General features: G+C 70.6%; 30 protein-coding genes and 1 pseudogene. 15 read left to right on the top strand and 16 right to left on the bottom strand.

Annotation, left to right across the window (positions count from 1 at the left end; translation table 11 throughout):
- Window positions 1-285 precede the first annotated feature (285 nt).
- From ACTOQ2_RS35345 to ACTOQ2_RS35330, 4 genes are read right to left on the bottom strand one after another with little or no spacing between them, the layout of a single operon-like run.
- Window positions 286-603: a helix-turn-helix domain-containing protein gene (locus ACTOQ2_RS35345; RefSeq protein WP_440105176.1), complete on the bottom strand. Its 318-nt coding sequence runs from the start codon at window positions 601-603 to the stop codon at window positions 286-288.
- A 6-nt stretch (window positions 604-609) separates the two neighbouring features.
- Window positions 610-1,155: a DUF1707 SHOCT-like domain-containing protein gene (locus ACTOQ2_RS35340; RefSeq protein ID WP_440105175.1), complete on the bottom strand. Its 546-nt coding sequence runs from the start codon at window positions 1,153-1,155 to the stop codon at window positions 610-612.
- The gene (locus ACTOQ2_RS35335) at window positions 1,155-1,985 is read right to left on the bottom strand and encodes an ABC transporter permease (protein WP_440105174.1); all 831 of its coding nucleotides are present in this window, start codon (window positions 1,983-1,985) and stop codon (window positions 1,155-1,157) included. Before ACTOQ2_RS35335 ends, ACTOQ2_RS35340 begins: the two co-directional genes overlap by 1 nt.
- On the bottom strand, window positions 1,985-2,926 hold the full coding sequence (locus ACTOQ2_RS35330) for an ATP-binding cassette domain-containing protein (protein WP_440105173.1): 942 nt from the start codon (window positions 2,924-2,926) through the stop codon (window positions 1,985-1,987). Before ACTOQ2_RS35330 ends, ACTOQ2_RS35335 begins: the two co-directional genes overlap by 1 nt.
- An 85-nt stretch (window positions 2,927-3,011) precedes the next feature.
- On the opposite strand from ACTOQ2_RS35330, the gene ACTOQ2_RS35325 reads away from it, so the two are divergent.
- A complete protein-coding gene (locus tag ACTOQ2_RS35325; RefSeq protein WP_440105172.1) occupies window positions 3,012-3,779 on the top strand; it encodes a TetR/AcrR family transcriptional regulator in 768 nt (255 codons plus the stop codon).
- 117 nt (window positions 3,780-3,896) lie between these two features.
- On the opposite strand, the gene ACTOQ2_RS35320 is transcribed toward ACTOQ2_RS35325, so the two are convergent.
- Window positions 3,897-4,577 carry a hypothetical protein gene (locus tag ACTOQ2_RS35320; protein ID WP_440105171.1) on the bottom strand — a complete coding sequence of 227 codons (681 nt, stop codon included), beginning with the start codon at window positions 4,575-4,577 and terminating at the stop codon, window positions 3,897-3,899.
- A 241-nt stretch (window positions 4,578-4,818) separates the two neighbouring features.
- Here ACTOQ2_RS35320 and ACTOQ2_RS35315 point away from each other — a divergent pair, with 241 nt between their 5' ends.
- The 7 genes from ACTOQ2_RS35315 (at window position 4,819) to ACTOQ2_RS35285 (ending at window position 8,197) form a co-directional block, all read left to right on the top strand.
- The gene (locus tag ACTOQ2_RS35315; protein ID WP_440105170.1) at window positions 4,819-5,259 is read left to right on the top strand and encodes a helix-turn-helix transcriptional regulator; all 441 of its coding nucleotides are present in this window, start codon (window positions 4,819-4,821) and stop codon (window positions 5,257-5,259) included.
- A 10-nt stretch (window positions 5,260-5,269) separates the two neighbouring features.
- On the top strand, window positions 5,270-5,680 hold the full coding sequence (locus ACTOQ2_RS35310) for a VOC family protein (RefSeq protein WP_440105169.1): 411 nt from the start codon (window positions 5,270-5,272) through the stop codon (window positions 5,678-5,680).
- 323 nt (window positions 5,681-6,003) lie between these two features.
- Window positions 6,004-6,168 carry a 50S ribosomal protein L33 gene (gene rpmG / locus ACTOQ2_RS35305; protein WP_440072960.1) on the top strand — a complete coding sequence of 55 codons (165 nt, stop codon included), beginning with the start codon at window positions 6,004-6,006 and terminating at the stop codon, window positions 6,166-6,168.
- 67 nt (window positions 6,169-6,235) lie between these two features.
- Complete coding sequence (gene rpmB, locus ACTOQ2_RS35300) at window positions 6,236-6,472, top strand: 50S ribosomal protein L28 (RefSeq protein ID WP_440105168.1); 237 nt, start codon at window positions 6,236-6,238, stop codon at window positions 6,470-6,472.
- On the top strand, window positions 6,472-6,771 hold the full coding sequence (rpsN, locus tag ACTOQ2_RS35295; protein ID WP_440105167.1) for a 30S ribosomal protein S14: 300 nt from the start codon (window positions 6,472-6,474) through the stop codon (window positions 6,769-6,771). Before rpmB ends, rpsN begins: the two co-directional genes overlap by 1 nt.
- Window positions 6,772-6,783: 12 nt before the next feature.
- Window positions 6,784-6,948, top strand: coding sequence for a 50S ribosomal protein L32 (gene rpmF / locus ACTOQ2_RS35290; RefSeq protein WP_440072955.1), 165 nt, complete (start codon window positions 6,784-6,786; stop codon window positions 6,946-6,948).
- A 97-nt stretch (window positions 6,949-7,045) separates the two neighbouring features.
- Window positions 7,046-8,197, top strand: a complete 1,152-nt coding sequence (locus ACTOQ2_RS35285; protein ID WP_440105166.1) for a CobW family GTP-binding protein — start codon at window positions 7,046-7,048, stop codon at window positions 8,195-8,197.
- Between the two features lie 91 nt (window positions 8,198-8,288).
- Here ACTOQ2_RS35285 and ACTOQ2_RS35280 read toward each other — a convergent pair whose 3' ends face one another.
- On the bottom strand, window positions 8,289-8,858 hold the full coding sequence (locus ACTOQ2_RS35280) for a methyltransferase (RefSeq protein ID WP_440105165.1): 570 nt from the start codon (window positions 8,856-8,858) through the stop codon (window positions 8,289-8,291).
- Window positions 8,859-9,212: 354 nt separating this feature from the next.
- Here ACTOQ2_RS35280 and ACTOQ2_RS35275 point away from each other — a divergent pair, with 354 nt between their 5' ends.
- Window positions 9,213-10,085, top strand: a complete 873-nt coding sequence (locus ACTOQ2_RS35275; protein WP_440105164.1) for a bile acid:sodium symporter family protein — start codon at window positions 9,213-9,215, stop codon at window positions 10,083-10,085.
- A gap of 178 nt (window positions 10,086-10,263) precedes the next feature.
- On the opposite strand, the gene ACTOQ2_RS35270 is transcribed toward ACTOQ2_RS35275, so the two are convergent.
- The 3 genes from ACTOQ2_RS35270 to ACTOQ2_RS35260 form a co-directional block, all read right to left on the bottom strand.
- Entirely contained in the window at window positions 10,264-11,715 is a 1,452-nt protein-coding gene (locus tag ACTOQ2_RS35270) for a glycoside hydrolase family 43 protein (protein ID WP_440105163.1), read from the bottom strand.
- A 1,061-nt stretch (window positions 11,716-12,776) separates the two neighbouring features.
- On the bottom strand, window positions 12,777-13,808 hold the full coding sequence (locus ACTOQ2_RS35265; RefSeq protein ID WP_440105162.1) for a LacI family DNA-binding transcriptional regulator: 1,032 nt from the start codon (window positions 13,806-13,808) through the stop codon (window positions 12,777-12,779).
- Window positions 13,809-14,025: 217 nt separating this feature from the next.
- The gene (locus tag ACTOQ2_RS35260; RefSeq protein WP_440072945.1) at window positions 14,026-14,646 is read right to left on the bottom strand and encodes an L-threonylcarbamoyladenylate synthase; all 621 of its coding nucleotides are present in this window, start codon (window positions 14,644-14,646) and stop codon (window positions 14,026-14,028) included.
- A gap of 318 nt (window positions 14,647-14,964) precedes the next feature.
- On the opposite strand from ACTOQ2_RS35260, the gene ACTOQ2_RS35255 reads away from it, so the two are divergent.
- On the top strand, window positions 14,965-15,447 hold the full coding sequence (locus tag ACTOQ2_RS35255; protein WP_440105161.1) for a GNAT family N-acetyltransferase: 483 nt from the start codon (window positions 14,965-14,967) through the stop codon (window positions 15,445-15,447).
- A 51-nt stretch (window positions 15,448-15,498) separates the two neighbouring features.
- On the opposite strand, the gene ACTOQ2_RS35250 is transcribed toward ACTOQ2_RS35255, so the two are convergent.
- The 3 genes from ACTOQ2_RS35250 to ACTOQ2_RS35240 form a co-directional block, all read right to left on the bottom strand.
- Window positions 15,499-16,263 (bottom strand): SAM-dependent methyltransferase, encoded by a 765-nt coding sequence (locus ACTOQ2_RS35250; RefSeq protein ID WP_440105160.1) that lies wholly within the window; start codon window positions 16,261-16,263, stop codon window positions 15,499-15,501.
- 255 nt (window positions 16,264-16,518) lie between these two features.
- Window positions 16,519-17,142, bottom strand: coding sequence for a TetR/AcrR family transcriptional regulator (locus ACTOQ2_RS35245; RefSeq protein WP_440105159.1), 624 nt, complete (start codon window positions 17,140-17,142; stop codon window positions 16,519-16,521).
- A gap of 27 nt (window positions 17,143-17,169) precedes the next feature.
- Entirely contained in the window at window positions 17,170-17,277 is a 108-nt protein-coding gene (locus ACTOQ2_RS35240; RefSeq protein WP_440105158.1) for a DUF6597 domain-containing transcriptional factor, read from the bottom strand.
- A 41-nt stretch (window positions 17,278-17,318) separates the two neighbouring features.
- Here ACTOQ2_RS35240 and ACTOQ2_RS35235 point away from each other — a divergent pair.
- Window positions 17,319-17,723 (top strand): annotated as a pseudogene (locus tag ACTOQ2_RS35235) (TIGR03086 family metal-binding protein); the annotation flags it as partial.
- Between the two features lie 241 nt (window positions 17,724-17,964).
- A complete protein-coding gene (locus tag ACTOQ2_RS35230) occupies window positions 17,965-18,432 on the top strand; it encodes a nuclear transport factor 2 family protein (protein WP_440105157.1) in 468 nt (155 codons plus the stop codon).
- Between the two features lie 159 nt (window positions 18,433-18,591).
- Here the strand turns inward: ACTOQ2_RS35230 and ACTOQ2_RS35225 are convergent, their stop codons facing one another.
- The 4 genes from ACTOQ2_RS35225 to ACTOQ2_RS35210 all read right to left on the bottom strand — a co-directional run bounded on the left by ACTOQ2_RS35225 (window position 18,592) and on the right by ACTOQ2_RS35210 (window position 20,756).
- Window positions 18,592-18,858 (bottom strand): GNAT family N-acetyltransferase, encoded by a 267-nt coding sequence (locus tag ACTOQ2_RS35225; protein WP_440105156.1) that lies wholly within the window; start codon window positions 18,856-18,858, stop codon window positions 18,592-18,594.
- A 115-nt stretch (window positions 18,859-18,973) separates the two neighbouring features.
- Entirely contained in the window at window positions 18,974-19,489 is a 516-nt protein-coding gene (locus ACTOQ2_RS35220; protein WP_440105155.1) for a hypothetical protein, read from the bottom strand.
- Complete coding sequence (locus ACTOQ2_RS35215) at window positions 19,479-19,907, bottom strand: MarR family winged helix-turn-helix transcriptional regulator (protein WP_440105154.1); 429 nt, start codon at window positions 19,905-19,907, stop codon at window positions 19,479-19,481. Before ACTOQ2_RS35215 ends, ACTOQ2_RS35220 begins: the two co-directional genes overlap by 11 nt.
- Before the next feature lie 267 nt (window positions 19,908-20,174).
- The gene (locus ACTOQ2_RS35210; protein WP_440105153.1) at window positions 20,175-20,756 is read right to left on the bottom strand and encodes a dihydrofolate reductase family protein; all 582 of its coding nucleotides are present in this window, start codon (window positions 20,754-20,756) and stop codon (window positions 20,175-20,177) included.
- A 115-nt stretch (window positions 20,757-20,871) separates the two neighbouring features.
- Here ACTOQ2_RS35210 and ACTOQ2_RS35205 point away from each other — a divergent pair, with 115 nt between their 5' ends.
- From ACTOQ2_RS35205 to ACTOQ2_RS35195, 3 genes are all read left to right on the top strand, one after another.
- Window positions 20,872-21,357, top strand: coding sequence for a winged helix-turn-helix transcriptional regulator (locus ACTOQ2_RS35205; RefSeq protein WP_440105152.1), 486 nt, complete (start codon window positions 20,872-20,874; stop codon window positions 21,355-21,357).
- Window positions 21,358-21,548: 191 nt separating this feature from the next.
- Window positions 21,549-21,785, top strand: coding sequence for a hypothetical protein (locus ACTOQ2_RS35200; protein ID WP_440105151.1), 237 nt, complete (start codon window positions 21,549-21,551; stop codon window positions 21,783-21,785).
- On the top strand, window positions 21,782-22,267 hold the full coding sequence (locus ACTOQ2_RS35195) for a Clp protease N-terminal domain-containing protein (protein WP_440105150.1): 486 nt from the start codon (window positions 21,782-21,784) through the stop codon (window positions 22,265-22,267). Before ACTOQ2_RS35200 ends, ACTOQ2_RS35195 begins: the two co-directional genes overlap by 4 nt.
- Window positions 22,268-22,315: the final 48 nt, after the last annotated feature.

Here is a 22,315-nt window from a genome sequence, read left to right as displayed (position 1 = left end):
GAAAGACCCAGCCCAGGCTGATCCGAGCGACCGCCCAGACGTAGTCGACCGGCCGCTTGACGACCTGCGCGGGGGCGACCTGCGCGGGGGCGGCGTGTGCAGGAACGGTCCGTGCGGGAACGGCGTCCATGACCGGCCCGGTGTGAACGTCGTGTCCGTGAGTGGTGGCCATGACGGCTCCCCTTTCCGTGTAGTTCCGTAGTGTTCCGCGGTGTTCCGCGGTCTTTGCGACGTCCTCATCACACCGCATTCCCCAAGCCCGACCACAGTGCCGTACGGGCCGGGTCACGATCTCGAATGTCCCTGACACATGGGACCTTCGCCCCTGTCACGCGGCGCGCGACAGAAGCGGGACGGTGAAAGGAGCCCGCACCGCCCCGGACAGGACGCCCCTCGCGTGAACATCACAGGACGCCGCTCCCGCCCACCGGCACAGGAAAACACCGAAACAACACAGGTGACCACCACCTCGCCACGCTCAACGGCCCGGTGCACGCTCATCCGCGGCGACCAGCCCATCCGATGCACCAACAACAAGACCCCACGCAGGCTGTAGCGGACATGAGACAACCGGCCGATCACCTCGGCGACCCGGACCGGCACCCAGCGCTAACGCCACGCATGGCGGATCCTCAACCGCCCCAACCCCATGGTTCCCGAGATCCGGATCCTCGGCCCGCCGGAGCGGGAACGCCGCCGAGGCCGGTAGAGCGGACCCCTCCATCCGCTGCGCAGACCCTCGACGTCGACGATCGCGTCGCGAGGCACCGTGATCCTGGCCCCGCCGGTGCCCAGATACAACTCGATGTCGACCACCGGATGCTCGATGACCGCCCGCGACAGGTCCAGGTGCACCCTTGCGAGTGCGGACTCCACCTTGAGGATCCGGGGTACCCGCCACGCGCCACGCCGCCGGATCCGCCCACCGGCGGCGGCGATCGTGGACGTGGCACCCACGTCCTCCAGGAGCGAGACCAGAGCCGCCCCGAGCTCTCCGTACGTCCCGGCGGTAAGCGCCCGGTGGAGGCGTTCGTCCAGCTCCTCATGCGAGAGGTGCCCTTCGGCGTACACCTCCTGCAGACGCCGCACGACCACGTCCCGGTCGTCCCCACTGATCAGTGACGACCGGCGGCCCGGCCCATCGGCCCAGGCCATCACCGGCCTCTGCGCCCGTAAGCACGCAGCGACAGCGGGACGAACACCACCAGCAGCACGACCGACCAGAGCACGACGGCGGCCACCGGATGCGCGAGCGGCCAAACCGTGTCCCCCAAGCCCCCGGACGGCACACCTGGATTGCCGAACAACTCCCGGGAGGCGGCGGTGAGCGCGCTCACCGGGTTCCAGTCGGCCAGGAAACGCAGCCAGCCCGGCATACCACCGGTCGGGACGAACGCGTTCGACAGCATCGTGAACGGCAGGAACAGCGGCACCATCGCGTCGGCCACCTGGTCGTTCCTCACCGCCAGGCCCACGTAGACGCCCACCCAGCTCAGCGCGTACCGCAGCACGATCAACAGCAGGAACGCCTGGACCGTGGGAACCAAACCGCGATGCGGCTGCCAGCCCACCAGCAGGCCCGCCCCCACCATGACGGCCAGCATCAACAAGCCGACCAGGGAGTCGGCGCCCGTCTGCCCGAACGGCACCGCCAAACGCGCCATCGGCATGGAGCGAAACCGGTCCATCACACCGCGGGAGGCGTCGGCCGCCGTCCGTGCCATGACCCCCATCACCGCCGAGAAGGTCACCATCGCGAACAACCCGGGCATGAGGTACTCGCGGTAGTCACCGCCACCCGGCACCTGGATCGCGCTACCGAAGACATACCCGAACAACACCACCATGACGGCCGGGAAGACCAGCGCGGCGACGAGCTCGCCGGGATCATGTCGCAGCCGTCCCAGCTCGCGGCCGACCAAGGTCAGCCCATCGGTGAACGTCCACCGCAGGCGGCGCCCCAGCGGCGAGGCAAGGCCGGTCATCAGACCAGCTCCTTCCGGTCGGTGAGGCGCAGGAACACCTCATCCAGGGTGGGACGGCGCAGCCGCACATCGGCCGCGGCGACCCCGGCGCGATCGAGCTCACGCACGATGTCGGCGAACCGGAAGCCGCCGCCCGGCAGGGCGACACTGAGCCGCTCGGCACCGGTCATCGTGGGATCGATCCCGGCCAGGGCCCTCAGCACGGTCGCCGCCGGACGCAGAGCGGCAGGGTCTTCGAGGACGACGTCGAGGCGGTCACCGATCGTGGCCTTCAGCTCGTCGGGCGTGCCCGTGGCGATCACCTGCCCGTGGTCGACGACGGCGATGTCGTCGGCCAGCCGGTCGGCCTCGTCCAGGTACTGCGTGGTGAGCAGCACCGTAGTGCCGTCCGCCACCAGCTCGCGGACGTTGTCCCAGATCTCGCCGCGGCCGCGCGGGTCCAGGCCAGTGGTCGGCTCGTCCAGGAAGAGCACCTCGGGGCGCAGAATGAGGCTGGTGATCAGGTCGAGGCGGCGCCGCATGCCACCGGAGTAACCGGTGACCTGCCGATCGGCGGCGTCCATCAGGCCGAAGCGCTCCAGCAGCTCGTCGGCCCGCCGGTACGCCTCGCGCCGGGACAGGTGGGACAGGCGCCCGAACATGCGCAGGTTGCCACGGCCGGTGAGCTTCTCATCCACGGCGGCGTACTGGCCCGCGAGCCCGATCCTGGCGCGCACCTCGCCGGCCTCGCGGACGACGTCGTATCCGGCGACGCGGGCGTGCCCGGCATCGGGATCGGACAAGGTCGCCAGGATGCGCACCGCGGTCGTCTTCCCCGCGCCGTTGGGCCCCAGCACGCCGCAGACCGTTCCTCGCGGAACGCTCAGGTCCAGCCCCCGCAGCGCCCGAGTATCGCCGAAGGACTTGTGCAGCCCCTCGGCGAAGACGACCGGATCCACCATGATTCCTCCACTGGGTACGTTGTACGCGGTCAAGGCGGCCAGGCTAAGTTACTGGGTACTATGTACGCAAGTAGGGGGTGAAACGGTGACCGACGCCGAGTACACGAACATCTGGATGCGGCCCGAACGCCCCGCCCGCGGGCCGAAACCGACCTACAGCCGCGCCCAGATCACCGAGACGGCCATCCGGATCGCCGACACCGAAGGACTGGAGGCCGCCACCATGCGGCGCATCGCCGCCGAGATCGGCACGGGCGCGATGTCCCTCTACCGCTACGTCCCAAGCCGCGACGACCTCATCGCACTCATGGCCGACCGGCTCATGGGCGAGATCGACGTCGCGGGACTACCCTCCGACGACTGGCGCGCGGACCTGACACGCTACGCCGACGAACTGCGGACGATGTGGCTGAGACACCCGTGGATCGCCACCGTACAGCGATCACTCCCCAGCTTCGGCCCCAACCAGCTACTCCTGATCGAACGACTGATGGGAGTGCTCGACACCTTCGTCTCCATCGACGAGAACCTCAGCCTCATCGCCATGCTGAACAGCTACATCGAAGGCACCGTCCGCGAGGAGATCAGCTCGGCCAAGGAAATCCGCCGCAGCGGGCTCAGCGAATCAGAATGGATGGCACGGAGCTACCCGTACATCGACCGCCTGGTGAAAAGCGGGGAATACCCGATCTTCACCAAGATCGTGATGGAGGCGCGCCAGCCGCACCTGAGCCGCGACGACCAGTTCCGGTACGGACTGGAACGCGTCCTCAACTGCATCGCCGCAGCCCTCCCGACAACGGCCGAACCCGCGGCGACGCACCGGAAGGAACAGGAAGACCACAACGGTTAGCACCGACCGGCCGACGGCCGGCGGCGCACACCCACACCTCACCACCCAGGACTCCCCCACCGGCCCGGAACCGCCGCACAGGACCCGGACCCCGGCCGCCGCCGGCCCCGAGGAGAACTAACCGTGACTGCCCTCCGGAACGCTGTCCGCGGACATGCCCCCCTCTCCCGGAGCGCTCGTCAGGTAGACGTGCTGGTGACCGTGGCCGGCATCGACATTGATCTGGTCGAGCTGTGTCGCCGCGACAGACCACGTCGCGACGGCCGCGGACCGTTGACGGGCCGCCAGGTCGAGGAAAGGCTGCCGCAGGTCCGCAGGAAGCCCCCGGCCGGACGCGTACGAGTCGACCGCGACCGCCATGACGTCCACCGCGCTACGGAATCCCGCACGAGCCACGTTGGTCGCGGTCGTTCCAGAAGGAGTCTCCGCATGCCTGTCGACGGCCCGCCGCAGAACGCTCCGCCACCCGTCGACCTCCGCCGACTCCGCCGACCGCGCACCGGGCTTTCCATCCCGGGGAAGCACCTCGGCGAGCCCGGACAACACCCCGTTCAGCTCACCGGCGGTCACCCGCGCCGTGGAGGTCAGCTCACCGATCTGCTGGACGTCCCGCTTCGCCTCCGCCTCCCGCATGTCGGCGACGGCGACCTGGGAGGCGTCAGGGCTACCGAGGAGATAGCCCACCGGCCCGGCTATCGCGACGGCGGCGAGAACGGCCACGACGTAACGCGCCCGGCCGGACGGGCGAACGTCCGGCCGGGACGGGGCACGGGGTGGCCTGACCGTTTTCGAGGACATCCAGAGGCTCCTGTCACCTGGCTACACGGCCGACGCTACCGCTTTCAACGATCTACGTCCATGATCACACCGAACCCCGGAGGCCCCCTGTCTTTTGGTGGGCGCCTTCAGTCCATCATGCTTTTGTTGATCTTAAAACTGCCCGACGCCTTTACAATGTAGATTTATAACGAGGCGTCGGCCTCGCCGGCCGCCATCGGCAAGCCCCGTCACCTTCGGCAGGCCGGTGTAGGGTCGTTCCATGACCCCGGAAGACCTCGCCAACCTCGCCCACCTGCGCCGAGCCCGGGATCTGATCGACCGGGAGTACGCCCGGCCGCTCGACGTGCCGACGATGGCCCGCCGCGCGCTCATGTCGCCGGGGCACTTCTCGCGACGCTTCCGGGCGGCCTATGGCGAGACGCCGTACAGCTACCTCATGACCCGCCGGATCGAGCGGGCGATGGCGCTGCTGCGCGGGGGGATGAACGTGACCGACGCGTGCATGGCGGTCGGCTGTACCTCGCTCGGCTCGTTCAGCTCGCGGTTCACCGAGATCGTCGGGGAGACGCCGAGCACGTACCGCGGCCGGGAGCACAGCGCCGTGGCGGCGATGCCCGCCTGCGTGGCGAAGGTGCACACCCGCCCGACGAGAATTCTTCCGAGCAGGATCGAAGAAGCGGGTCAAGCGGCCGCCGCCTAACGTTGGCGGCATGACCATCGCACTCCAGTACTGCCAGATCACCGTCAACGACCTGGACGAATCGCTCGCCTTCTACCGCGACGCGCTCGGCCTCGAAACGCGCAACGACGTCGCCTCCGGCGGATTCCGCTGGGTCACCCTCGGCAGCGCGACCCAGCCGGACCTCCAGATCGTGCTTTCCGAACCGCACGCCGGCCGTTCCCAGGCCGACGGCGACGCCCTGCAGGAACTGCTCACCAAGGGCGTCCTACCGATGACCGTCTTCAACACCGACGATCTCGACGCGACCTTCGAGCGGGTACGGGCATCGGGCGCCGAGGTGCTGCAGGAGCCCATCGATCAGCCCTGGGGGCCGCGCGACTGCGCCTTCCGCGACCCGTCGGGCAACATGGTGCGGATCCAGCAGGAGGCCAAGGCGTAACGCCCGGCGGCATGCGGTCGCCGCCCGGCGCACGAGGCCGCCGGGCGGCGACCGCATGCCGCCTCGGGAGGTGACCGGCGGCGGCACGCGGCGGTACACCATGAGAGGCCGGCGCTCCGGAGCACTGCTCGCGACCGGCCATCCGGGGATGAACCCATGGGAACGGGGCGAGAGCCCAAAACGCGTCCGCGCCGGCACCTGAAGGCCGGCGACGCGATCGAACGAATCCGACGCGACAGCGGACACCACCCCCCTCGTTTCGCAAATGAAAACGATTATCGCTATCATTGGCTCACCCGTCCCCCTCCCAGGAGTGAAGACGCTTGGCCAGAAACGACGTACGACCGGTGATCAAGCTGCGATCCACCGCGGGCACCGGCTACACCTACGTGACCCGCAAGAACCGCCGCAACGACCCCGACCGGCTCAGCCTGCGCAAATACGACCCGGTCATCCGCCGGCACGTGCTGTTCCGGGAGGACCGCTGAAGCAACGAGAGAAGACGCCCACCCCGGCCGCCACCCCGTGGCGTTCCGCTCCCAGGAAGGAAACCGCATGTCCGCCCACTGCCAGCTCACCGGCGTCAAACCGGTCTTCGGCAACAACGTCTCCCACTCCCACCGGCGCACCCGCCGCCGATGGAGTCCCAACATCCAGCCCCGCCGCTACTGGCTGCCCGCCGAGGGCCGCTTCGTACGGCTGACGCTCAGCGCCAGGGCCGTCAAGACCATCGACAAGATCGGCATCGAGGCCGCCGTGGCCCGCATCCGCGCCCGGGGAGAACGCGTCTGATGGCGAAGAAAAGCAAGATCGCGGCCAACGAGCGGCGCAAACTCGTCGTCATCCGTTACGCGGAGCGCCGGGCCGAGCTCAAGGAGATCATCCGTACCGGCTCCCCCGGCGAGCGGGCCCGGGCCGTCCGCGAGCTGAGCCGCCAGCCGCGCGACGCCGGCGCCATCCGCGTGCGCAACCGCGACGCCACCGACGGCCGCCCCCGCGGACACCTGCGCAGGTTCGGGCTCTCCCGGATCCGCTTCCGCGAGCTGGCCCACCGCGGCGAGCTGCCCGGCGTCACCAAATCCAGCTGGTAGGAGCACCACGACATGGCAGTCCCCAAACGCAGGACCTCCCGAAGCAACACCCGCCACCGGCGCTCGCAGTGGAAGGCCACCGCACCCGACCTCGTCCCGGTCACCGTCGACGGGCGCGAGCTGCTGGTGCCGCGCCGGCTCGTCCCCGCCTACCGGCGCGGCCTCCTCACCCCCTGAGAACCGCCTTCCGGGAACCACCCCGAGAACCGGCCCGCACCCCGGAGCCACCACCGTGAACCCGCGCGGTGAACCCCATACCACGAGAGGAGCCGTCATGTCCGTCCCCGTCGTCATCGTCTCAGGACTGCATCCCGAACCGCGCTCGGCCCTGGTGGACCGCCTGCTCGCCGATCATCCCGGATCGGTGGCGATCCACCACGACCTGCGGCAGGTGAGCACCGGGCGCGTGGAACGCGTCGTGCGCGACGCGTCGGGGACGCTGGATCTGCGGGAGGTGCGCCTCGCGCACGGCTGCGTCACCTGCACCGTGCGCGAGGACCTCGTTCCCGTCCTGCTGTCGCGGGCGGACTCGGCGCCGCTGCTCATCGTGGAGCTGTGGGACTCGGTCGAGCCCAGGACCGTGGCCGAGGCCCTCGCCTGGCACGAGGACACCGTGCACCGCCTGCGCCTGACCGGGGTGCTGACCGCGCTGGACGCGGCACGCACGACCGAGGACGTCTGCTGTGGCGACACCCTGGCCGCGCACGGCAAACACGCGGCGGCCGGCGACGAGCGCCACCTGGCCGGGGTGCTCACCCGCCAGATCGAGTACGCCACCGCCCTCGTCGTGTCCGGCGCGGACGAGGAGGACGTCGAGCTGGCCCTGGCCGTGCTCGGCCACCTCGCCCCCACCACCCCGGCCGGCCCCCCTGACCTCGCGCTGCCCGCCGTCACCGGTGCGGGGATCGACGTGGAGATGCTCGGGGCCCGCGTCGACCCGGCGACCGCCCAGCTGCCCTGTGACGCGCGGACCGGGGAGATCTCCACCGTGGTCTGGCACCGGCTGCGTCCCCTGCACCCCCAGCGGCTGTTCGACGCCGTCGACGAGCTGGTCACCGAGACCGTCCGCAGCCGCGGCCGGTTCTGGCTGGCCAACCGGCACGAACGCCTGCTCGCCTGGGACGCCGTGGCGGGCGTCGTCAGCGTCGAGGACGCCGGTCCCTGGCTGGTCACCCTGCCCGAGGCCGCCTGGGAGATGGAGAGCCCCGCCCGCCGCATGGCCGCCACCCTCGACTGGACCCCCCAGCTCGGCGACCGCGTCCAGCACCTCGCCTTCACCGGCCCCGACCTGGACCGCGACCGCATCCTGTCGCTGCTGGACTCCTGCCTGCTCACCGAGGACGAGACCCTGGCCGGCTCCGACATCTGGGCCGGATACCCCGACCCGTTCGCGTTCGTCCTCGACCTGAAGGAGACCTCCGCGTGAGACCTCGCCGCGCGCACGCCGTCCTTCCCTCCCGAGGTGCCCGCCGGGACACGCACCGGGTACGCGCCGCGGCCCGGCGGGAAAAGGACCGTCAGGTGCCGACGGCGGCCGGGACGCACTCGACGACGGTGTGCCGCGCCGTGATGTCGCGCACGGCGGCGACCCGCAGTCCGGCGGCCGCGGCCAGCGCCCGGTAGTCGTCGACGGTCCGTTCCCGGCCACCGGCAAGGACCAGCATCCGCAGGTTCATCTCCGCGAACATGGCCGGATCGTCCCCCGTGACGATCGGTGACTCAAGGATCAGCACCCGGCCGCGCCGGCCCGCCGCGCCGGCGCAGCGGCGCAGGATGGCGGTCGCCTCGGCGTCGGCCCAGTCGTGCAGCACGCGGTTGAGCACGTACACGTCGGCGCCGCCGGGCAGCTCGTCGAAGAAACTCCGCCCGACCGTCTCGCACCGGTCCGCCAGCCCGCGTCCGGCCAGGTACCGCTGCGCGCGTGACGCGGTGTCCGGTAGGTCGATCAGCACGCCGCGCAGGCCCTCGTGGCGCGACAGCAGCTCGGCCAGCAGCGCTCCGGTACCGCCGCCGACGTCGGCCACCCGGCTCAGCGCCGACCAGCCGCAGGCCTCCGCCAGCTCGCCGTACCCGGTGTCGGCCGCCATCGTCGCGCGGCTTGGACGAATCGGCACTCGGTGTACGCCGAGGCGATGAACGGCTCGACCGTCCGTCGGCACCGCGCCTCCGGATGGACCGGATGTGACGGCGATCCCGGGAACCGGAGAAGGCCGGGGCTCCTTCCTGGCGTGATCGCGAAATGTACGTGATCATTGGACCCACCATGCAGCGCCGTGCTCTTGTCCGTACCGTCGCGGGATTGGGCGCCGTCGCCCTCTCCGGGCTCCTGCGGCATCGCGGGCGCCGCGCCGGCGTCGTCCGTGACGACCGAACCCCTCCACGCTGACCCCGCCCGCCCTCCGACCCCCATCCGAGGAAAGAAGAAAGAGGACACACCCCCCATGGCTCTTGCCGGTGTCTTCCTGCCCATCGCCCTCGCGGTCATCATGTTCGGCCTCGGCCTGGGCCTGACGATCGCCGACTTCCGCCGGGTCGTCGCCTACCCCAAGGCCACCGTGGTCGCGCTCGCCTGCCAGATCCTGGTGCTGCCCGCGATCTGCTTCGGCCTGGTGCTCGCCTTCGGCCTACCGCCCGCGCTCGCCGTGGGCATGATGCTCCTGGCCGCCTCCCCCGGCGGGACCACGGCCAATCTCTACAGCCACCTGTTCGGCGGCGACGTCGCGCTCAACGTGACGCTCACCGCGATCAACTCCGTGCTGGCCGTCGTCACGCTGCCGCTGGTCACCAACCTGTCGCTGAGCTACTTCGCCGCCGACTCGGCCGGGCTGGGCCTGCAGTTCGACAAGACCGTCCAGGTGGTCGCGATCGTGCTCATCCCCGTCGCGATCGGCATGGCGATCCGGGCGTGGCGGCCGCGGTTCGCCGACTGGATGAACACGCCTGTGAAGATCGCCTCCGCCGTCATCCTGGTCCTGGTGATCGTCGGCGCCCTGCTGCAGGAGCTGGACAACCTCGGCGGCTACATCCGCTCGGTCGGCGCGATCACGCTGGTGTTCAGCGTGCTCAGCCTGGCCATCGGCTACTGGGTGCCGCGCCTGGCCGGGATCGAGCGCGGCCAGGCCATCGCCTCCTGCATGGAGATCGGCATCCACAACGCCACGCTGTCCATCGCGGTCGCGCTCACGCTGCTGGGTGACACCCAGATGGCCATCCCCGCCGCCACCTACGGCGTGCTGATGTTCTTCACCGCCGCCGTTGCCGGATTCCTCCTCAGGTCCCGTACGGCGAAGCTCGCCCCCGATGCGGCTCTGTGAAAAGGAGCGCCCTTCCGCTCCCCCGGCTCCTCGGGTGACCGCGGGAGGTCGCGGGCGCCTGCTCGCGACCTCCCGCGCCGGAAGGTGACCTGGCCCGGCCGCCGCCCTCGCGCGGAGGGCGGGCCAGGGAGATCCCGGGTCCGGCGAGCCGCACGGCGGCTCGCCGGAGATCACGTCGTCACGTCGTCACGCGGAAGGTGGCGTCGCCTCGGCCCTGCGCGTCGTTGATCGGGTCGAGCCGGAGCAGGTAGTCGTAGTGCCTGATGTACCGGTCGGGGAAGTTGTACGACTGGAAGGACGTCCACGACGCGTTGGCGAGCCCGGCGACCTGGCGGAACGTGGCGTCCGCCGCGAAGGTGGCGGTGCCGTCGTCGGGCGCGAGGACGAAATCGTACCCGTAGTGCCGCAGGTAGTACCCGGGATAGTTCACCGACGCGAAGGACACGTAGCCGCTGCCGTTCGCCAGGCCCGGCACCAGCCGGAACTGCGCGTCCTGGGCGGGGCTGACGTTCGCGTCGATGCGCACGTCGAGGTTCGCGTGCCGCACGTAGCGGGTCTGGAAGTTGTACGACTGGATGCGGTTGACCGGCGCGGTGGCGCCCCAGCGGCCGAGGACGCGGTTCTCCTCCGCGGCGGTCAGGTTGAGGATGGAGCCGTGGCGCTTGCGGTTGACGCCCATGCCGTAGTCGGAGCGCGTCTGGAAGTTGCGCGTGCTGCCCAGGTTGGTGGAGGTGATGGGCATGTAGCCGCGGCCGGTGGCGTACTGGTCCAGCCACAGGGCCCACTCGTTGCGGCCGTTGAACTGCGCCCACATCGGGCCCTCCACGACGTTGCCGCCGCCCGTGCCGTTGGAGATGCCCATGTGCGACAGGTTCCCGAGGGTCGTCCAGGATCCCAGGATCGAGTTGCTCGCCTCGATCGTGATGTGGCCGTCCGCCGAGGCCCGGTAGTACCGGTAGCCGCCGACGCTGCCGGGCACGTCGACGATCTGCGTGTCGATGATGCCCTGGCCGGTCCCGCGGTCGATGTACAGCTGCGGTGCGGAGAAGCTGCGGAAGTCAGCGGTGCGCGTGTACCAGATGCGGTGCTTGGTCACGCCGTTGCGGGACGAGTTCGTCGCCCAGTACAGGACGTAGTCGCCGGTCTCGGGGTTGTAGATGGCCTCGGGCGCCCAGGCGTTGCCCGCGCCGGGGATGCCGCCCGCGACGTTGATCAGCCACGGGGCCGACCAGTTCACCAGGTCGGTCGACTCCCACACGACGAGCGAGGTGCTGCCCCGGCTCGAGGCGTCGCCCCACGAGGTGCCGCTGGCGATGCGCAGGTCCGTCGCGACGATCCAGTACCGGTCCCCGGCGGGAGAGCGGACGAGGGCGGGGTCGCGGACCCCTCGGGTGCCGACCGTGGAGCGCAGGACCACCGCGCCGTTGTTCAGGTCGGTCCAGCGCAGCCCGTCGTCGCTGTGGGCGAGGTAGATCTGCTCGCCGTTCGCCGACTCCCCGGTGAAGTGCGCCATCAGGTACCCGGTGAAAGGTTCGAGGGCGGCCGCCTCCTTCGGGACGGCCAGCGACCACGAGGTGAACATCAGGCAGGCGGCGAGCACCGCGCCCACCCGGGACAAGGCTTTCAACATGCGTTTCTCCTTTGGGAGCGGGCACGATGGGGCGGATGGCGCCGTCCCCGGCGATGCATCCGGTCGAGGGTGGTCTCCCTGCCTTCTCGTCGTCGGCGGCGCCGGGCGCGGCGCCGGTGGGGGCTGGACGGTACGGGGGCCGCGTGCCGCGCGGACCGGCCGGGGCGGCCGGCTCCCGTGGCCGGGCGCGGGCCGGTGGCGTCGTGTACGGCCGCGTCGAGGGACACGGGCGCGTCCTGCCTCGCCCCTCTATCGGACTATTCGTGTTAGCGCTAACAATTCGTATCGCGAATATTTATCTTTTACGGCACCACGTGACCGCCGACATGCCGAAACGCGAACAGGAAACCGCGGCCGGACAGAGGTTACATCGGCGTCACATCAGTGTGATCGCTAACATCCGGTCGGTCAATACCCCATGACGCCCGGCCGGCGAGCCACCGTCGCCGACCGGCCGGCGAGCGACGACAGGCCTCTCGAAAGTGCAGGTCAGCGGCGCCCTATCGGCCCATCGGCAGAGCGCGGGCCGCTCCCGTCCGGTAATCCGGGTGTTGACAACCATGCTGTGAGCGTTAACACTCTGCGAAACGCGCCGGAAACACGGACGCGGCCCGGCCCTCACCGCCCCATCGGCAATCCGGGGATCCGGTCATCGCTCCAGGGATTACCGAGATTTCGTACAGAAATAAGTTAGCGCTAACATAACCTCGCCCCGCTCACCTTGCGGCGCAGCTCGGCGTCCGGCTCGTTCCACACCGCCACGTAGCGGCAGGTGGGGCATCGGCCGGTCCAGGTGACCAGCAGGGCCTGAAGCTCTTTGAGGGTCGTATGGAGCCTCAGGCCGTCCCGGTGTGCGCTCGACGGCCGCGTCAGCTCGGCGCGGCCCCAGCGCTCTCCCGCGTCAGCTCGGCGCGGCCCCAGCGCTCTCCCGCGTCAGCTCGGCGCGGCCCCAGCGCTCTCCCGCGTCAGCTCGGCGCGGCCCCAGCGCTCTCCCGCGTCAGCTCGGCGCGGCCCCAGCGCTCTCCCGCGTCAGCTCGGCGCGGCCCCAGCGCTCTCCCGCGTCAGCTCGGCGCGGCTCCGGTGCTCTCCCGCACGATGAGCTCGGGCTCCACCAGCCGCCGGGGCTGGCTCGGCCTGCCCGCCATCTGGTCGAGCAGCACGTGGAAGGCGTGGCTGCCGACCTCCTCGAAATCCTGCCGGACCGTCGTGAGCGGGGGCCAGAAGTAGGCGGACTCCGGCACGTCGTCGAAGCCCACCACGCTGACGTCCTCGGGAACGCGCCGCCCGGCCTCGCGCAGTGCTCTCAGCACGCCCAGGGCCATCTGGTCGTTGCCCACGAAGATGGCCGTGACCTCGGGGTCCTGTGCCAGGCGGCGGCCGAGCTGGTAGCCGGAGCGCGAGCTCCAGTCCCCGCGCAGCACCTCGGGAACCCGGTGCCCTCCGGCCTCCAGCACCTCGCGCCAGCCCTCGACCCGGCCGTTGGCGTCGATCCAGCTGGCCGGGCCCGCCACATGCCACACCGTCTCATGGCCGAGGCTGAGCAGATGCCTGGTCGCCCGTGCCGCTCCCGCCCGCTGGTCGACCATGACGACGGGAACGGAAAGGCCGGCCCCGGCGTCGACCGCGACCACGGGGATATCCGACGACAGGTGGCGCAGGCCGTCGGCCGCCGACTCGTGCGGGGCGACGATGATGACGCCGTCCACCGACTGGGAGCGCAGCTGGCGGAGGCTCTCCTCGATCGAACGACGGTCGAGCGTGCTCAGGCTGGCGATGCTCACGGCGTAGTCGTTGAGCCTCGCGGCACGCTCGATGCTGTGGAGGGTCGAGGCCGGACCGTACAGGGTCGTGTCGATGCTGACCACGCCCAGCACCCCCGACCGTCCCGTGGCGAGCTGGCGGGCCGCGGCGTTGGGCCGGTAGTCCAGCTCCTGCACCGCGGCCAGCACGCGCGCCCGGGTTTCGGTGTGCACCCTCTCGGGCGCGTTGAGCGCCCGGGAGACGGTCATCGCCGACACTCCGGCGAGCGCGGCGACGTCCTCCAGCACAGCAGGTCTGGAGCGCGGCGGGCCGTCGTTCGATTTCGCCTTCAAAGCAGCTCACCCCCTATGCGATAACGCTAACAGGAGTTCCGGGCCCGCTCCGCTAAGACGGACACCGTCCGTGCCGGGATCGGGCCACGAGGACGACCTCGCCGGCGGCGGCACCGCGATGTCCGATGCCGCCGTGGCGAGAGGTGGGGGCCGCGTCCATGACGAGCGACTCCGGCGGCGACAGGGTGCCCGGGGGTGAAGAACGAGCACCGCCGTCCTATTCGAAGAGGGACGGGTCTCCGGTGCCTCGGCGGAGGATCTCGGGCTCACCCTGCGAGAAGTCGACGACCGTCGTCGGGACGGCGCCGCACTCGCCGGAGTCGATGACGGCGTCCACCACGTGGTCGAGCCTCTCCTTGATCTCCCAGCCCTGCGTCAGGGGCTCGGCCTCGTCGGGCAGCAGCAGGGTGCTCGACACCAGCGGTTCGCCGAGTTCGGCCAGCAGCGCCTGCGTGACGACGTGATCGGGGATCCGGACGCCGACCGTCTTCTTCCGGGGATGCAGCAACCGCCGCGGCACCTCCTTGGTCGCGGGCAGGATGAAGGTGTAACCGCCGGGGGTCGCCGCCTTGACCGAGCGGAACAGCGCATTGCTTACATGCACGAACTGGCCGAACTGAGCGAAATCTCTACAGACCAGGGTGAAGTGGTGGTCGCTGCCGAGGTCGCGGATCTCCCTGATCCGGTCGATCCCCTCCTTGTTGCCCAGCCGGCATCCCAGCGCGTAACCGGAGTCCGTCGGGTACGCGATCAGCCCGTCCGCGCGCAGGAGCTCGACCACCTGGCCGATCAGCCGGGGCTGGGGACTGTTCGGATGCACATCAAGGTATTTCGCCACACCCCGAGCTTAGAAGCGAATACCACCCCGCGTGACATGTGGCCCTCAAGGCTCGACGGGACACGCGGCCCGCAAGGAGGGCCGGCGGGTGCCGTTCGGGTGGTCCCCGTCGAGGCGCCCGGGAGCGCACGGCACCGAGGTGTTCCGGGTGACGCCGCTGTCCGGCGGACCGCTATCGTGGTGTGCCATGGAGTGCTTCGCCGCTTGGCGTACCCGTCACTGAGGGCCTGTTCGCCGCCGGAACCAGGCCGTGAGCGGGCCGACCGATGCCCTTTTCTCGTTCGGGTGTCAAACCCTCAGTCCGAAAGGCGCACTTCCATGCTCATCCGCCCGTTCGTTCAGCACGACCTGGCGCGGCTCACCGCATTGACCATCGAGACGTTCCGGCCGTTCTACGAGGACCACTTCCGCCCCCTGGTGGGTGAGGTCGTCTTCGCCAACCAGCACGGCGACTGGCGCGGCGACTATCGCGAGCAGGTCGCCGAACTCCACGACCCGGACCTGCACAAGTACGTCGCGGTCGCCGAGACCGGGGACGTCGTCGTCGGCTACGTGGCCTGGAGCGTCGACCCGGCTCGCCGGAACGGGACCATCACGCATCTCGCCGTCTCGGCCGAGCACCGCCGCAACCGCGCGGGCACCGCGCTGTGCGAGCACGCCTTCGGTGAGATGCGGGCTCTCGGAGCCGAGGTGGTCGAGATCGGCACCGGGGGCGACCCCTTCCACGCGCCCGCCAGAGCTCTCTACGAGAAGCTCGGAGGCATCCCGCTTCCGGTCGCCGTCTACTACCGGAGGCTCTGACCGAACCCCCCTCCGGGACGGCGTCCTCACCGCCTGTCCCGGAGGGGGCGGTCACCTCTTGCGGGCGGTCACCAGGGTGAAGCCGAGGAACTCGCCGCCGTCCGCGACGAGCATGTCGATCACCGGCTGATGCGCGACACGCTTCTCCGGCCGGTGGTCGGCGCAGGCTCTGGCCCAGAGCAGCCAGTTCTCCCAGCCGCCCTCCTGCAACCGGGCGGAGGTGACCTCCACCAGCTCGGTGATCTCCCACTGGAAACGCCACCACTGTGGTGTGTGCCAGGCGATGGCCTCCCAGCCGACCACTTCCTTGATGTGCGCGGGGATCGCACCGAGCTCGCGGACCTCGCGCGTCATCCCGGGGGTGGCCATCCCGAGCCGGCCTCCGGGGCGGAGGAACCCCGCCAGGTAGGGCAGGTAGCTGTCGGCCGTGCCAAAGTACTCGAAGGCGTCGATGCTCACGACGGCGTCGAAACTCTCCTTCTCGAACGGCAGGACGTGGGCCTCGGCGCGCACCGCCTCCACCTGGTCACCGACGCCGGCCTCGGCGAAGACCTCCGCCGCCTCGTCCGCGCCGATCCACCAGTCGGTCGCGACGACCTGGACACCGTACTCGCGGGCCATGAACACCGACGTCGCCCCCTTGCCGGAACCGAGGTCCAGCACCCGCATGCCGGGCCTCAGGTCGAGGTCGCGGGCGAGGTCTTCCAGCATCCACAGCGGATGAGGTCCCATGTCGAGTCCGAGCAGCCAGGCCGGATCGTAGGCGGAGGAAAGCGGGTAACGGTCGGGACGCACGAGTGCGTCGAATGCGGTCACGGGATCCGACCCAACATCATCCCGTTTCCCGCGCGCAATCGGATTTTCCGGCCGGTGGACCCCCGCCCGCGCCGGTCGGGCCCCTTCCGCGGGAGCCGGACATGGGCGGCCCCGAGACCACCGGGCCACCGACCCGGCACCCCGCCGGGCGCCGCCCTCACCTTGATCGCGCCAAGGAGACGGCGCGTGAGGAGCGAAATCGGAAATTTCGTATAAGGGCAGGCCCTGCCGCGGCCGATGAGCCGAGGTGGCGGGCTATCCGCCAGGCGGGCGCAGTTGCTTCCAGCCGTTCTCGACCGACAGGCGGCACCTGCCGGGGTCGTCTCCCCTGCTGACGAACAGCGCGGTCAGCAGGGGGATGCCGTGAGCGAGCGTTTCGCGCGGCAGCGGGCCGTTGGCGACCAGGGAGGCCAGCCCGTGGACGACGACCCAGCTCTGGATCGCCAGTTCCAGCGGGTCGGTGTCGGCGCGGAAGCGGCCGGCCATCCTGCCTCGTTCGACGGCCTGGACCAGATGCTCCAGGGTCGCGTCCGCGGCCTTGAGGTCTTCGAGTTCGAAGTTCGCGTCGAACATGACCCGGTACAGGTCGGGGTGGTCCAGGGCGTTACGGAGGTAGGCGGCGACCATGGCGGTCAGGTCCCGCACCGGGTCCGTGGACATCGTCACCGTCGTGAACCTGGCCGCCAGGCGGGTGAAGCCCTCCTGGCGCAGGGCCTTCCACATGCCGTCCATGTTTCCGAAATAGGTGTAAACGGCCATCGTCGACACCCCGGTCCCGGCCACCAGTGATCGCAGGGTGATGGGCTCGCGGGTGCGGAGCATGTGCGCGGCCCGCTCGATGAGCAGGGTGCGGACCGCCGGATCCTTCGTCCTCACCATGGCACCAGAATATATAGCATAGCATTGCTATACATTCGGAGCGTTCGCGATCGTCGAGCCGGGCGCGCGCAGGAACGGCCGGAATCCCCCCGGCCGGAACGTCACTCCGAACACGCCGCTCCTGCCTTCCAGCACCTTGATCTGATGCCCACCGCAGACGCCCCGCCGCGGCCGCACCCTTGACGGAGATCATTCACGCCATCGAGCCGAACCGGCTGAACGCCCGGACCCCGTGCTCCGGGTACGACGTGCGCGGGCTGGTCAACCACCTGCCGTTCTGGGAACCGTCGCTCGAGGCGGCCGCGCGCAAGGAGTCCGTGCCGCCGCCCGCGGGGAGCGAGACGGAGATGGACCTGACCGAGGGGGACTACGCCGCCGCCCTTGAGATCCAGGTCAAGCGCACCGTGGCCGCCTGGAGCCGGCCCGCCGCGCGGGAGGGGACGACGCGCATGGGCGGCCCGATGGAGCTGCCGGCATCGCTGGTCGAAGGCATGGTGGCGGGCGAGCCGGTCGTGCACGGCTGGGACCTGGCGCGGGCGATCGGCCGGCACCCGGCCTGGGACGACGACCTTGTCACGTACCTGCACGAGGAGCGGAACCGCTCCGACGCCGTCGAAGGCGGCGCGAACGTCGCCACGACCGACCGATTTACCGGAATCCCCGAACCCCGCCGGGCGCGGTTCCCGGCCGTCTCGCTTGACAGATCTTCCGTACGGTGTACGGTATCTCGTACGGCTCGGAGCTGCCGCCGGACGGTGTTCCACGCCGTCCGGTGGCGGGTGAGGGACCGGCAGGACGCGTCGTCGACGAAGGAGCGGAACAGTGTCAGAGGTCCAGGAATCCCCGTTCGGTGGCGGTGCCTTCACGCCGACGGACGACGACCGGGAGAGCGTCGAGGCGTGGTTCGCCGAGTACGACGCCCACAGCGCGAAGGTCGACGTCGAGCGCATGGCGGACATGGCGATGTTCCCGCTCAACGTGGTGACCGACGGTCCCGACGGCGACGGCCTGGCCGACCGGTGGACGAGGGAGCGGTTCACGCGCACGATGGCCGAGGTGATGGGAGGCGGGGAGGCGGGCGACCTCACGATGGAGTCGGTCCGCACCCCCCACTTCCTGACCGCGAACCTGGTCGTCGTGATCACCGACGCGACGATGACGGTAAACGGTGAGGCGTACGGCATGCGTTACGCGGACCTGCTGGTGAAGTCGGGGGGCCGGTGGGTCTTCCAGACCATGGTGCAGGGAGGGTGGGCCGACGCCTGGAAGGAGACCACGCCGAGCGCCTGATCGGTGAGGGGCGGCCGGGTGGCGGGGGTACCGGGTGAGCCACCCCGCCCTCGCCGCCGGGCGGGGTGCGGACGGTCCCGTGCGAGCCGACCTGGGTCACCCTCGGCTGAGCGGTACGCGCGCCCTGGTCCCGGCACCGCCGGGCGCCGCGAAGTTCGGTCACCGCGGCTGCCAGCGGCCGATCTTCTTGGAGACGAGAGTGGCGCCGATGCGCGCGTAGAAGCGTTGCGCGGCCACGTTGGCCTCGGCCACCTCCCAGCGGATCACCTTGCCGTCGGCGGCTTCGGCCACGGCCCGCATCAGCAGCTCTCCCGCACCGTGGCCTGCCGGGCGGGACGGGGCCCGATCGCGCGGCGTCGGGCCGGGGGCGTTCGCCGCGCCCGCTGGACGGTCGGCGGGGGTGGCCCGACCCCCGGGAGAACCCATCATTCAGGGCAATACACTACCGGGGTTAGGTATACGGGTAAAGGAAACCCTACCCCGGCCAGGTATGAATGAGGCGGGCGGATCCGGCGGCGAGAAAGGCGTTCGGGAGGTGAGGTCAGCCGTGTTCCGCGTGCTGGCCGTGGTCGGTGACCTGGGCGTCGAACCACGCGTGCAACGCCGTGACCAGTGGCGCGTCGGAGGTGGTGTAGGTGATCCTGGCGCCTGAGGGCAGTTCGGCGTAGCGGATGTCGATGCGGTCGTGGCCCTGTTCGAGGTCGCGCAGGCCCGGCATCTCACCGCCGTGGATGGAGGCGGGGTCACCGTAGTCGCCCCTGCCGAAGCCCGCGGCCTCGGCGGTCAGGTGCTCGCGGATCAGCGTGACCTGCTCGGCGTCGGCGGGGTCGTCGGAGGTGACCGTCTGCACGCCGCCGGTGGCGGACTTGGCGAAGTGGTGCGTGGTGCGCTCCAGGTCGAACGGCATCACCTGCCGGCTCCTGGCCGCGATCTCGGCCTGCCGGGCGGCCAGCGCCCGCTGCTCGTTCAGGCCGGTGAGCACGTACGCCGTCGTGGCGACGACGATGAGCGCGAGCGCCGCGGCGAGCGCCTGAACGCGTCGATCCTCAAGTTTCATCCATGGCCTCCGTGAGAGTGGTCAGGGCGCGCAACACGTCGGCGCGTTCGCCCTCGGGGACACGCTCCAAAACGGCGGAGAACCGCGCGGCTCTGGCCTCGGCCAGCCGGGCCGCGGCCTTCACCCCGTCCGGGGTGAGCCGGACCAGCACGCCGCGCCCGTCGTCGGGCGCCGGAGTGCGCTCGGCCCAGCCGCGGTTGATGAGCTGCGTGACCAGCCGGCTGGTGGTGCTCTTCTCCAGCCGGAGCCGGTGCGCCAGGTCGCTCTGCCGCAACGCGCCGTCCCTGGCCAGCTCGCCCAGCGCGTGGGCCTCCGACACCGGGAGGGGCTGCCCGCAGGGAGTCCGGTCCGGCTGGTGAAGCCCGAAGGCCCGCACGAAGCGGGCCACGGCCTCCTGGAGTTCGCGATCATCCGCCATGGTTCGACCATACAACCAGATAGTTGTATGAAGCAACCAGATGGTCAGCGGGATGGGCACGCCGCCGTGCGGGGCCGTCTGGCCACCTCTGCGACGTGGCGGCGGGGATGGTGAGCCGGTGAGTGCCGATCGAGCGACGCGGCCCGATCATCTCCTGACACCACGCGTAGACCCGGCCGCAGGCTTGAGGGCGTCGGGCACGACGAGCCGAACACCACGCACCGGCACTCTCGCGGCAGGCGGCATCAGTCGCCCGGCACGTCCCCGCTACCGGCCCGCCGCGGTCTTCGCCGTCGCGGCGGGCCGGTAGCGTACGTTCACGATCAACGTGGGGTCGCCGTCGCCGACCAGGTGGAGGGGGATCGGCGCACCGCCGGGGTTGTCGTACAGCCGGATGCCCTCACCCAGCAGGACCGGCGCGATGTGCAGGTCGATCTCGTCGATGAGTCCCCGCTCTAGAAGCTGGCGGCCGATGCTAGGCGAGAGCACCTCGAGGTTCTTGCCGCCGGCCGCCGCGAGCCCGATCCGCACCGCCTCGGCCGGGTCGCAGCTCAGGAACGTGACCCCGTCGGCGGGCTTCGCGTCCTCGGGGTGGTGGGTGAGCACGAAGACCGGCCCTTCCCAGGCGCCGCCGTACACGCCGCTCGCGTCCGGGAACCGGTCCCAGCCGTCCCGGCCTCCCAGCACGGCGCCCGTGGTCTCGACGTACTCGCCGATCAGGCCCGGACGGGACGGGGTCCCGGTCATCCAGTCCATCTCGTGGTCCGGCCCCGCCACGAATCCGTCCAGCGACATCGTGAAGTGCCAGAGCACCTTCCCGCCCGCGGTCTGCGGCTCGGTGTCGATCATTCGTCGCCTCCGTAATCTGCTTGCATTTTGCAATCGGTAGCCTCACGCTAGGCCATACCGGTGGTAAATTGCAACCAGGTCGGAAGCAGCGGAAGTATCGGAAGTGGGGTGCGAGGTGGCGGAGCCGGCGCGTTCGGGGTGCCCGATCAATGCCGCGGTCGAGGCGTTCGGCGACAGCTGGAGCCTGCTCGTGCTGCGGGACATGATGTTCGGCAACCGGCGCTACTTCAGGGAGCTGCTCGCCGGCTCGGAGGAGGGGATCGCCTCCAACATCCTGGCCGACCGGTTGAAGCGGCTGGTCAACGCCGGTCTGCTGACCCGCGAGGACGCGGGGCCGGGACGGCGGGCCGCCTACAGCCTGACCGAGGCGTCGATCCGGCTGGTGCCCGTCTTCGCCCAGCTCGGCGAGTGGGGTCTGCGCCACCGGCAGACCACGAAGCGGCTGCGGGTGCGGGCGGAACTGCTCGCGGCCGGCGGGCCGGAGCTGTGGGAGGAGTTCATGGCCGAGCTGCGGACCGTGCACCTCGGCGAGCCGGCGCCGGAACGGGACGGCCCGGGCGTGCTGGAACGCCTCGCCCAGGCCCACACCGACGCGCTCTGACACCCCGTACGGGCTTCCCGGTCCCCCGGTTCTCCCTGTAGGGCGTACGGGCGACCTCGGGCGCGCCCGGCGTCCGGGCACGAGCGCCCGCGCGGCCCCGCTTCCGTCAGGTGAGGATCGGCGTCGCCCGCACTCCCCTTCTAAGCAACCCATGTTGACTAAAATCGGATTAGTCAATTAATGTTGCTTACATGCCCGCGAGTGACATCCCCGACCCCCAGGACCCCGCCGACGCGCTGGCGGCCGTGGTGGCGCTGCGGCGCCTGGCCGACCAGCTGGAGGACGCCGCCGTCGAGCGGGCGATGCGCGAGGGCTGGAGCTGGCCGCAGGTCGCCGAGGCGCTCGGCGTGACCCGCCAGGCGGTCCACCGGAAGCACGCCAGGCGGCTCATCGCCGCGGGCGTCACGCTGAGGAGACGTTCACCATGAACACGTTCGACAGATATCTCCACACGGTCCTCACGGAGGGGGCGGTCGAGGCGCAGCGGCACGGATCGGCCACGGTCGAGGCGCACCACCTCCTGCTCGCCGTCGCGGCCCAGGCAGGCACCGCCCCCCAGCGTGTCCTGGCCTCCGTCGGCCTCGACCACCAGGCGGTCCTGGCCGCGCTCGACCGGGAGTTCGAGCACAGCCTGAGCACGGTCGGGGTCTCCCCCGCCTCCTTCGACCTCCCGGCGCCGAGCACCGTGCTCAAGCGCCCGCCCACCATGGGCGCGACGGGCAGGCTCGCCCTCGAGCGAAGCTTCGCCTCGGTCTCCCGCAAGAAGGACCTGCGACCGGCGCACGTGCTGCTCGGGATCCTGCGGGCCGAGGTCGGCACGGTGCCACGCGCGCTGGCCCTGGCCGGCGTCGACCGCGCAGACCTGCTGGCCCGCGTCCACACCGCCGTCGCGAACGGCGAGCTCGGGTAACGACCGCGGCGGCCCTCTTCCGGCGTGCCGTGTCCCCCTTCGACCCCC

It is taken from the genome of Streptosporangium sp. H16, assembly GCF_051918855.1.
Classification (GTDB): domain Bacteria; phylum Actinomycetota; class Actinomycetes; order Streptosporangiales; family Streptosporangiaceae; genus Streptosporangium.
The sequence above is the reverse complement of the archived record's forward strand: the minus strand, read 5'-3'. Positions and strand labels throughout refer to the sequence as shown.